6 protein-coding genes are annotated in these 10,839 nt (G+C 66.3%); 5 read left to right on the forward strand and 1 reads right to left on the reverse strand.

Annotation, left to right across the window (positions count from 1 at the left end):
* Nucleotides 1-6: 6 nt before the first annotated feature.
* The 3 genes from DTW89_RS11290 to DTW89_RS11300 all read left to right on the forward strand — a co-directional run bounded on the left by DTW89_RS11290 (nt 7) and on the right by DTW89_RS11300 (nt 6,118).
* On the forward strand, nt 7-3,165 hold the full coding sequence (locus DTW89_RS11290) for an efflux RND transporter permease subunit (RefSeq protein WP_114656018.1): 3,159 nt from the start codon (nt 7-9) through the stop codon (nt 3,163-3,165).
* Entirely contained in the window at nt 3,158-4,633 is a 1,476-nt protein-coding gene (locus DTW89_RS11295; protein WP_330863470.1) for an efflux transporter outer membrane subunit, read from the forward strand. The genes DTW89_RS11290 and DTW89_RS11295 overlap by 8 nt, the downstream gene beginning before the upstream one ends.
* 132 nt (nt 4,634-4,765) lie before the next feature.
* Nucleotides 4,766-6,118, forward strand: coding sequence for a glycerate kinase type-2 family protein (locus DTW89_RS11300; RefSeq protein WP_442858106.1), 1,353 nt, complete (start codon nt 4,766-4,768; stop codon nt 6,116-6,118).
* A 138-nt stretch (nt 6,119-6,256) separates the two neighbouring features.
* On the opposite strand, the gene DTW89_RS11305 is transcribed toward DTW89_RS11300, so the two are convergent.
* Nucleotides 6,257-7,279, reverse strand: a complete 1,023-nt coding sequence (locus DTW89_RS11305; RefSeq protein WP_114656020.1) for a porin — start codon at nt 7,277-7,279, stop codon at nt 6,257-6,259.
* Nucleotides 7,280-7,544: 265 nt separating this feature from the next.
* On the opposite strand from DTW89_RS11305, the gene DTW89_RS11310 reads away from it, so the two are divergent.
* Both DTW89_RS11310 and DTW89_RS11315 read left to right on the forward strand, forming a co-directional pair.
* Nucleotides 7,545-8,168 carry a Crp/Fnr family transcriptional regulator gene (locus DTW89_RS11310; RefSeq protein ID WP_111865081.1) on the forward strand — a complete coding sequence of 208 codons (624 nt, stop codon included), beginning with the start codon at nt 7,545-7,547 and terminating at the stop codon, nt 8,166-8,168.
* A gap of 175 nt (nt 8,169-8,343) precedes the next feature.
* The gene (locus DTW89_RS11315; RefSeq protein ID WP_114656021.1) at nt 8,344-10,446 is read left to right on the forward strand and encodes a sensor domain-containing diguanylate cyclase; all 2,103 of its coding nucleotides are present in this window, start codon (nt 8,344-8,346) and stop codon (nt 10,444-10,446) included.
* The last annotated feature ends 393 nt before the right edge of the window (nt 10,447-10,839 follow it).

Genomic DNA, 10,839 nt, shown 5'->3' on the forward strand with positions numbered 1-10,839 from the left:
AGCCCCATGGCCAAATTCTTTATCGAGCGCCCCATCTTCGCGTGGGTGGTCGCCCTGTTCATCATGGTGCTCGGCGCGGTGTCGATCACCCAGCTGCCGATCTCGCAGTACCCCACCGTAGCGCCGCCGACCATCGTGGTCACCGTCGCCTATCCGGGTGCTTCGGCGCAAACCCTCGAAGACAGTGTGCTGGCCGTGATCGAGCGCGAAATGAACGGCGCGCCCGGCCTTGCCTACATGGAAGCCGTGAGCCAGGCCAATGGCACGGGCACCCTCACGCTGAGCTTCGAGCCGGGCACGAACCCCGATCTGGCCCAGGTCGAGGTGCAAAACCGCCTGTCGCGTGCTACACCACGCCTGCCGGCGGTGGTCAACCAGCAGGGCGTGCGCGTGGAGAAGTCGCGCAGCAACTTCTTGCTGTTCACCATGCTGTCGTCGTCCGACCCCCAATTCGACGTGAATTCGCTGAGCGACTACGCCGCGCGCAACGTGGTGCCCGAGCTGCAGCGCCTGCCCGGCATCGGCCAGGTGCAGTTGTTTGGCGCCGAGCGTGCCATGCGCGTGTGGGTGGACCCGGCCAAGCTGCAGGGCTTCAACCTGTCGGCGGCCGACGTCGCCAGCGCCATCCAGGCGCAGAACGCGCAGGTGTCGGCCGGCAGCCTGGGCGAGTTGCCCAACCTGAGCGGCCAGAGCATCTCGGCCACCGTGGTGGTGCCGGGGCAGATCAGCTCGACCAAGGAATTTGGCGACATCGTGCTGCGCGCCAATGCCGACGGCTCCACGGTGCGTCTCAAGGATGTGGCGCGCATCGAACTGGGCGCCCAGTCGTATGCCACCACCGCGCGCCTGAACGGCAAGCCTGCCACCGGCATGGGGGTGCAGCTGTCGCCCTCGGGCAATGCGCTGGCTGCGGCAACGGCGGTCAAGACCCGCATGGCCGAGCTGGAGAAGTACTTTCCACCCGGCGTGAGCTGGACCATTCCCTACGATAGCTCCGAGTTCGTCAAGATTTCCATCAAGCAGGTGGCAGTGACCCTGCTCGAAGCCATTGCGCTGGTGTTTCTGGTGATGTATCTGTTTTTGCAGAACTTCCGCTACACCGTCATCCCGACCATCGTGGTGCCGGTGGCACTGCTGGGCACCTTTGGTGCGCTGCTGGCCATGGGCTTTTCGATCAACGTGCTGACCATGTTCGGCATGGTGCTGGTGATCGGCATCGTGGTGGATGACGCCATCGTGGTGGTCGAAAACGTCGAGCGCATCATGAACGAGGAAGGATTGAGTCCGCTGGAGGCCACGCGCAAGGCCATGGGCCAGATCTCGGGCGCCATTATCGGCATCACCGTGGTGCTGATCGCGGTGTTCGTGCCGCTGGCCTTTTTTGCCGGCTCGGTGGGCAACATCTACCGCCAGTTCTCGGCGGTGATGGCGGTGTCCATCGCCTTTTCGGCGTTCATGGCGCTGTCGCTCACGCCCGCGCTGTGCGCCACCTTGCTCAAGCCGGTTGAGGCCGGGCATGGCCATTCCAAGAAGGGGTTTTTTGGCGGTTTCAACCGCGGCTTTGCCCGCACCGCCAAGGGCTATGAAGGCTGGGTGGCCAAGCTGCTGAGCCGCGGCGGCCGCATGATGGTCATCTATGTCGCGCTGATCGCCGCCGTGGGCGTGCTGTACATGCGCCTGCCCACCTCGTTCCTGCCCAACGAAGACCAGGGCAACCTGCTGGTCAACATCCAGTTGCCGCCCGGCGCCACGCTGGAGCGCACCCAGGCCGTGGTCGAGAAGGTCGAGGAATTCATGCTGCAGCAGCCTGAAGTCAAGAACATGGTTGCCGTGCTGGGCTTCAGCTTCTCCGGCCAGGGACAGAACGCCGGCCTGTCGTTTGTGACGCTCAAGGACTGGTCCGAGCGCAAGGGCGCCGGGCAAACGGCTGAGGCCATTGTCGGCCGGGCCATGGGTGCGCTGTCGGGTGTGCGCGATGCGTTCATCTTTGCGCTGAGCCCCCCGCCCATTCCCGAGCTGGGGGTCAGCTCCGGCTTCACCTTCCGCCTGCAGGACCGCGGTGGCAATGGCCATGACGCGCTGGTAGCAGCACGCAACCAGATGCTGGGCATGGCTTCGCAAAGCAAGGTGCTGGCCGGCGTGCGACCCGACGGCCTGGAAGACGCGCCGCAACTGCAGGTCGATATCGACCGCGAGAAGGCCAGCGCGCAGGGCGTGGGTTTTGCCGCCATCAACAGCACCATTTCTACCGCGCTGGGCTCGGCCTACATCAACGATTTCCCGAACGCCGGACGCATGCAGCGTGTGGTGGTGCAGGCCGAAGCCCAGGCACGCATGCAGCCGGACGACATTCTGAAGCTCACGGCGCTGAACAGCCAGGGCAAGGCCGTGCCGCTGTCGTCGTTTGCCACCACGCGCTGGGTCAGCGGTGCCATGCAGACCGTGCGCTACAACGGATACCCCGCCATGCGCATCGCCGGCGGTGCGGCGCCTGGCTACAGCACCGGCGACGCCATGGCCGAGATGGAGCGTCTGGCAGCGCAGTTGCCCACCGGCTTCGGCTTCGAATGGACGGGCCAGTCGCGCGAAGAAAAACTGGCAGGCTCACAGGCGCTGGTGCTGTATGGCTTTGCCATCCTGGCGGTGTTCCTGTGCTTGGCGGCCCTGTATGAAAGCTGGTCGATTCCGCTGTCGGTCATTCTGGTAGTGCCGCTCGGTGTGTTGGGCGTGCTGCTGGGCGTCAGCCTGCGCGGCATGACCAACGACGTGTACTTTCAGGTGGGGCTGATCACCATCATCGGCCTGTCGGCCAAGAACGCCATCCTGATCATCGAGTTTGCCAAGGACCTGCAGGCGCAGGGCAAGAGCGTCATCGAATCGGCGCTCGAAGCTGCCCACCTGCGTTTTCGCCCGATCATCATGACCTCGCTGGCCTTCATCCTGGGTGTGGTGCCACTGGCCATTGCCTCGGGCGCCAGTTCGGCCAGCCAGCGTGCCATTGGCACCGGCGTGATCTCGGGCATGGTGGTGGGCACCTTCCTGGCCGTGTTTTTCGTGCCGATCTTCTTCGTGATCGTGCGCAGCCTGTTCAAGGGCAGCGCGCGCCAGCGGCAATTTGATGCCCAGCATTCGCACCAAGCGGACACAGGGAACACCCATGCTTAATATTTTCATGCCCCGCCGGGCTGCCGGCCCTAGTGAGGCCCGCCTGCCTGCTGCCACGGCGCTTGCCGCGGTGGCGCTGCTGGCCGGTTGCTCCATGATTCCCACCTATGAGCGGCCCGAGGCCCCCGTGGCGGCGCAGTGGCCCGCTGTGGGCGCTGCCCCAGGCACCACCGCCACCACGGCAGCGGCCGATCTGCCCTGGCAAGACTTTGTGGGCGATGCGCGCCTGCGCGAACTGGTGGAGCTGGCGCTGCAAAACAACCGTGACCTGCGCGTGGCGGTGCTCTCCATCGAGCAGTCCCGGGCGCAGTACCAGATTCGCCGTGCCGACCAGGTGCCCACCATCAACGCCGCCGCCACGGGCAACCGCCAGCCGGCGGCTGACGGCAGTGGCGGGATCAGCAGCGCCTACACCGCTGGTCTGGCCATGGCGTCCTGGGAAATCGACTTCTTTGGCCGTGTGGCCAGCCTGAAGGAAGCGGCCCTGGCGCAATTTCTGGCCACGCAGGAGGCGCGCAGCGCGGTGCAGACCAGTCTGATTGCATCGGTGGTCAGCACCTGGCTGAGCCTGCAGACCAACGAAGAACTGCTGAGCCTGACGCAGCGCACCATGGTCACCCGGGACGACTCGCTGCGGCTCAATCGTCTGCGCTTTGACCAGGGCGTGACCTCTGCCCTGGACCTGCGCCAGGCCGAATCCCTGACGGCGGCTGCGCGGTCCACCCTGGCCCAGCAGCAACGCCTGCGCGCGCTCGATGTGAACGCGCTCACGCTGCTGGTGGGGCAACCCGTGCCCGAGCGGTTGCTGCCCAATGTGCAGGCCGATGGCGGCGCAGTGGCGCTGCGTGATGTGCCCGAAGGCATGCCATCCGACCTGCTGGAGCGCCGCCCGGACATCCGCCAGGCCGAGCAGCAGCTGATTGCGGCCAACGCCAACATCGGTGCGGCGCGGGCGGCGTTTTTTCCGCGCATTGCCCTGACGGCCAGCGCTGGCACCGCCAGCAATGCGTTGTCGGGCCTGTTCAAGAGCGGTTCGTGGGGCTGGACGCTGGCGCCCCAGGCCGTGCTGCCCATTTTTGATGCCGGGCGCAACCAGGCCGGGCTCGACTCGGCCCGTGCCGGGCGCGAGATTGCGGTGGCCCAGTACGACAAGGCCATTCAAAGCGCGTTCCGCGAAGTGGCCGATGCCCTGGCCGGCCGCGCCACGCTGGGCGAGCAGGTGCTGGCCCAGCAGGCACAAGCCACCGCCGAGGCCGACCGCTTCCGCCTGGCCGACCTGCGTTACCGCAACGGCGTGGCCAGCTACCTGGATGTGCTCGATGCCCAGCGCGCCCTGTTTGCCACGCAGCAGGCGTTGGCCCAGTCGCAGCTGGCGCAGCGGCAAAACCAGGTGGCGCTGTACAAGGCGCTGGGTGGCGGCTGGCGCGATGCAGCGGCCAGCGCCATACCTGCTGCCCCACAAAACTGACGGCGGCTTGCCGGGGGGCGTGACCCCGGCTGCTGACCGTTAGCCAGCGGCGTTTTTGCCCCGGTTGGGTTAAAGAGGGGCCTGCGCCGTGCCGGCAGCGCCCGCTTTTTAAAGCGCGGGGCCGCGGCGACAATGGTTGCCATGCAAGCACCTTCTGACGTTTCGGGCGCGGCCCTGCCGGATTACCGCACCCAGCCGCGCGCATTTTTGCAAGCGCTTTTCCATACCGCCGTGCGCAGCGCCCAGCCGCTGCAAGGCATGCGGGCTTGGCTGCCCGAGCCGCCGCGTGGGCGCACGCTGGTGCTGGGCGCCGGCAAGGCGGGCGGCTCCATGGCACAGGCGCTGGAGGCCCTGTGTCCTCCCGAAGCGCCGCTGTCGGGCCTGGTGGTCACGCGCTATGGCCATGTGCCGCCCCGGCCAGACGGACTGGTGCAGCGCATTGAAGTGGTCGAGGCCGCGCACCCCGTGCCCGACGCGGCGGGCATGGCGGCGGCTGAGCGCATGCTGGCACTCACGGCGGGGCTGACGGCCGACGACCTGGTGCTGTGCCTGGTGTCGGGCGGCGGCTCGTCGTTGCTCACCTTGCCCGCAGACGGCCTGACGCTGGCAGACAAGCAGCGCATCAACCGCGCCCTGCTCGAAAGCGGGGCCAGCATTGGCGAGATGAATTGCGTGCGCAAGCACCTCTCGCGCATCAAGGGCGGGCGCCTGGCCGCGGCCTGCGCGCCTGCGCGTGTGGTCACGCTCACCATCAGTGATGTGCCGGGCGATGACCCGTCGGTCATCGCCAGCGGCCCCACGGTGCCCGATGCCACCACCTGCGCCGATGCGCTGGAAATTCTGGCGCGCTACCGCATCGACGTGCCGCCGCCCGTGCGCCAGGCCCTGCAAAGCGGTGCGCTGGAGACGCCCAAGCCTAAAGATGGCGCCTTTGCCGGGCATTCAGTGCACCTGGTGGCCACACCCTGGCAGGCGCTGGAGGCGGCAGCGGCCATGGCGCGCGGGGCGGGGCTGGCGGCCTACATCCTGTCCGACGAGATGGAAGGCGAATCCCGCGAGGTGGGGCGTGTGCACGCGGCACTGGCGCGCGGCGTGGCGTTGCGCGGCCAGCCGTTTGAGCGACCCTGCGTGATTTTGAGCGGCGGCGAAACCACCGTGACGGTGCGCCCGCGCCGTGAGGGCGCGGCCCCTGGCCGCGGCGGGCGCGCTGGCGAGTTCTGCCTGGGGCTGGCGCAGGCGCTGCAGGGCATGGATGGCGTGTGGGCGCTGGCGGCCGACACCGATGGCATTGATGGCATCGAAGACAACGCGGGCGCGCTGGTCACGCCCGACACCCTGGCGCGCGCCGCAGCGGCGCAATTGCGCTTGGCCGATCACCTGGACCGCCACGACGCCTATGGCTACTTCGAGGCGCTCGGTGATCTGGTCATCACCGGGCCCACGCATACCAACGTGAATGACTTCAGGGTGCTCCTTGTTTTATAGCTTCTAGCGCTTGCTGAATAAGCGCTTGAGGCACTTTTGACTCAAATTTGATGGGGTGGTGGCCGCCAGCGCCGTGGCATGAAAAAAGGCACGGCAGATCGCTCTGCCGTGCCTTGCAAGCGCCCTAGGGCGCGGCGATCAGAAGCGGTGGCGGATGCCCACGCCGAAGCTGTTGCCGTTGGTCTGGCTGGTGATCTTGTCGTTCATGTACACGGCGTACACGTCGGTGCGCTTGGACAGGTTGTAGTCGTAGCCCAGCGTGAAGGTCTTGCGGCTCACGTCGGGGGTGGACCACTCGGTTTTCACCCACTCGGCGAGCAGCTTGCCATTGCCCAGGGGGGCAGAGGCGCCCACCTGGTAGGTCTTGCCCTTGGTGGAGGCGGTGTCGTCGATCTTCTTTTCGCCATAGCTCAGGTAGGGCTTGACCATGCCGAAGTCGTAGGCGCCCAGCAGCATCCAGTATTTCTGGTTGTTGGCCAGCAGCGTGTTCACCGGGTTGTTGATGTCGGCGTTTTCATAGAAGCCGGTCAGGGTCAGCGGGCCACCAAAATAGAAGAAGTTGACGCCCACGTTGTTCTTGCCGCTCTTGCCCGCCTGTTCGCCAAACTGGTATTGCAGGTTGGCCTTGAAGCCGCCGATGTCGGGCGTCGAATACACGATCTGGTTGCTCCAGCCCGTGTCGGCAGGGGTCATGGAGCGCCAGCCGGTGCCGTTGAACAGTGGCACATCCTTGTGCAGGATCAGCGGCGAGAAGGTGAACGAGTCACCCAGCGGGTTGCCCACCACCGAAGGCAGGAAGTTGGGCGCCATCCAGCGGCCCAGCAGCACCGAACCAAAACCGCCCGACAGGCTGACGTTGGCATCGCGCGAGAAGAACGTGTCGCCGGTAAAGCGCCCTTGCGTGCCGGTGTCCACCTTGATGAACGAGGTCAGGTTGAAGTGGGCCTTCAGGCCGCCGCCCAGGTCTTCGGTGCCCTTCATGCCGAACCACGAGGTGGTCAGGCCACCGCTATCGACCACCGACTTGCTGGAGGCGTCGCCAGCCATCTTCATGGAGCCGGCAAACACGTCCACCAGACCGGTGAGCTGGACGGAGCTTTGGGCGTGGGCCCCGGCGGCACACAGCAGTGCGGCGCCCAAGGCAATCAGGTTTTTTTTCATAGAAACTCCTGCAGGGGGTTGTAAGTGCCGGTTATCCCGGCCAGAAAGGGCATGACACCGTCATGACAGTGCGTTGCGCCCTGCATGATCGTGTCACCAACAATCTGTTGCAAGTTCTATGCCGCATGAGTGCTTCAACTGTTGTTTTTCGTGTTCTCCGTGTTTTTGATCCGGCGCATACGGCAGGTGTGCGCCCTGGCAGGGTCAAACTCACATTTGATCTTCCTCAAAACGCGCAGCACTATCGCGCGGCAAAGTGGGCTACATGTTGCCATCCACATTCTTCTCCCTTCCTGCCCAGATCGAAGTGCTCGCCGCCGGCGAAGTGCTTCGCAGGCGCAACCAGACGCTGACTTCGGTGCTGCACCTTGAAAGCGGGCGGGTACTGCGCGGCGTGTATGAGGACGGGCGCATGCGCCACCAGCTGGGCGTGGTGGAAGGGCCTTTCTGGCTGGATGCGGCTTCCGCGATGCTGGAAAAGCCTTTTCCCGTGGACATGGTGGCAGAGACGCGCATTCAGGTGCGCCGCCTTCCGATCGAAGAGTTCCGGCGCGGATGCGCGTCGCTGCCGCCCGTGGCCCAGGGGCTGCTGCGGGACATGGCCACCGGGTATCGGGCGCAGTCCGAACTGGCGGTGAGCCGGCTGGCGCAGGATGCCGAGGCGCGCTGCGCCCAGTGGCTGCTCAACCATGCCCAGCCCGACCACAGCGGTGCCATGAGCGTGACGCTGCACCAGCGCAAGCGCCTGATTGCCGCGCAGCTGGGCATCGCCCCTGAAACGTTTTCGCGCGTGCTGCGCCACCTGCGCGAGCATGGGCTGATTGCAGGCACTGGCAACGTGCTCAATCTTCCGCAGCCGCATGCGCTGCAGTCCGTGGCGGGTTGCTGACCCCATTGCCCAGTCTGTTGGCTCAGGGTTTTTCCTTGGGCTGAAACGAGGGTTCCACCCATGCGCCCAGGGTGGGGTGCTGCGTATATTTGCCTGAGAACTCTCTGGCAACGCCTGTACCCATGTCCCAGCTTTTTTCCCCTCCTGCCTTGGGCCTTCTGCGCGCGGGGCGCCCATGACGCCTTTGGCGCGCGCGCAGGCTGCCGCCGATTCGCCGGGCTGGCAGTGGCCCGGCTCGCTGGTGCTGCGCCTCGTGCTGGTGGCCATGCTGGCCGTGGCCCTGTCCGGGGTGCTGTCGGCGTGGCTGGCTTCGCGTGCTTCGGAGCGCGAGTCCATCCGCCGCCTGGTGGGCCAGCAGACCGAAGAGGTCGAGGTGATGGCGCGGCTGCTGGCCAGCAAGATCGAGCAAAGCCAGAAAGTGCTGCGCACCGTGGCCGAGGGCATCACACCGGACATGCTCAACTCGCCGTCGTCGCTGGAGTGGCTGTTGCAGCAGGGTCTGCCGGCTGTGCAGTTTTTCGATTCCATGCAGGTGGCCCGCCACGACGGGGCGTTGCGTGTCAATCTGCACTCTGGCCGCCTGGAAGATGCAGCCAACCTTGACCCTTCAGAGCGCGATGCCCTGCGGCGCACGCTGACGGGGGGCAAACCCCTGGTGTCCGAGCTGGTGGCGGGCCGCACCGCCGAGGCGCGGGTCATGTTCACCATGCCGCTGCGCCGCGAGGATGGCTCGGTCATGGGGGTGGTGGCCGGGGCGCTCAAGCTGCAGTCGCAAGGGCTGCTGCCGCCGTCCATGACGCTGCCGGCGCGCGACGACTCCCGGCTGATTGTCTTTACCCGCGATGGCACCATCCTCTCGCACCCCGATCCTTTGCGCATTCTGGGAAACGTGCGCGATGAAACGGGGCTGGGCCCGGTGTACACCGGGTGGCTGCAGCAGGCGCAGCCGGTGGCCGGGCGCGGCACCACCGAGGTGCTGCCGGCGCACATCGTGAGCATGGCCGGAATGCCGCTGCCGCAGTGGTTCGTGGCCCGTGTGAGCGATGCCCGCGCCATGTTGGCTCCGCTGGAAGGCGCTCAGCGCAAGGCGTGGTGGCTCGCTGCTGCCCTGATCGGTGCCAGCATGGCCCTGCTGGCGGGGCTGATGGTGTGGATGGCGCAACCCCTGGCCCAGCTGTGCCACAGCGCGCTGCAGCTGGCGCGGGCGCAGCGCGGCGATGGCATTGCGTGGCCCCGCGCCTCGGGTGAGGTGGGAGCGCTGGCGCAGGTGTTTGAAGGGCAGGTGCAGCACAGCGCGCAGCAGCGCCAGCAGCGGGACCAGCTGGAAGGGCAGTTTCAGGCCATCCTGGACAACGCCTCCGTGGGTATCGTGATCACCCGGCTGGGCATTTTGGAGGTGGTAGGGCGGCAGGCCTGCCAGATGCTCGGCTACACCACCGAAGAGTTGCAGGGCCGCGCGGCGCGCACCCTCTATGCGTCGGATGAAGACTACGCGCGGTTGGGCGAGCGGGTGCAGGCCGATTTTGCGGCCCACGCGGCGTTTGACGGGGACGTGTGTTTCATGCGCAAGGACGGCAGCCCCGTCTGGGCGCGGGTGCAGGGCCGGGGCGTGCGGGCGCACGACATGGCGGGCGGCACCGTCTGGATTCTGGAAGACCTGACGGCCGCGCGCGAGGCGCAGCAGCAGCAGGACTGGGCCGCCATTCATGACCCCTTGACCCAGCTGTGCAACCGGGAAGCCTTTGTCCAGCGCATGGGCGTGCTGCTGGCCGAGCGGTCAGCACGGGCCCGCATACCGGGCATTGCGGCCGCGGATGCCGCCGAGGGCGAGGGCGATGGTGTGATGCTGTTTCTTGACCTGGACTATTTCACCGTGGTCAACGATGTGGCCGGCCACGATGCGGGGGACGACGTGCTGCGCCATGTGGCGCGACTGCTGGAGTCGCAGGTGCGCCAGATCGGCTGGGCAGCGCGCCTGGGCGGCGACGAGTTTGCCGTGGTGCTGCCCGGCTGCTCGCTGGCACGCGGGCAGGCGCTGGCCGAGCAACTGCGCGCCGCAGTGCAAGCGTGGGAGCCTTCGTACCAGGGGCGCAGCTTCACGCTGGGGGTGAGCATTGGCTTGGTCGTGCTGGATGCCAGCTTGCAGGATGTGCCTTCGGTGCTGTATGCGGCCGATATGGCGTGCTACGACGCCAAGCGGGCGGGGCGCAACCGGGTGGAAACGCGCCATGCCGACCAGGCTGCGGCCTCGGGGCGTATGGCGTTGGGGCCGGTGTAGGGGTTGGTTTTTCAGCCTTCTTGCTGGGGTGTGTTTTTTTTGGTGTTTTTGGGCTCTGGCGCTTGTGGGGTAAGCGCTGGTAGCTATGGTTTTTGTATTTTATTGTGTACTTTTTTTGAGGGCGGAGGCCGGGTCTCGCCCGCCGGGGCGAAATCCCGGCCTCCGCCCCGAACTCAGGCATGCACTCAGGCATGAAACCCAATCAGCACCCAGGCTTCGACAGGCTTCCCCGAACGGGTGATGAGACTGTTTGCTATCAAAGAAATAGCTGAAACCGCTTTGTCCACAGGCGCCAGAGCCAGAAATCAATCAATCAATCCACTAGCCGGCCAAGTGCCCGCAACACATTCTCCGCCGTCGCCGGCGCCGTCAACACCACCTGCGCCGCAGCAT

This window comes from Acidovorax sp. BoFeN1 (assembly GCF_003345135.1).
GTDB lineage: Bacteria > Pseudomonadota > Gammaproteobacteria > Burkholderiales > Burkholderiaceae_C > Acidovorax > Acidovorax defluvii.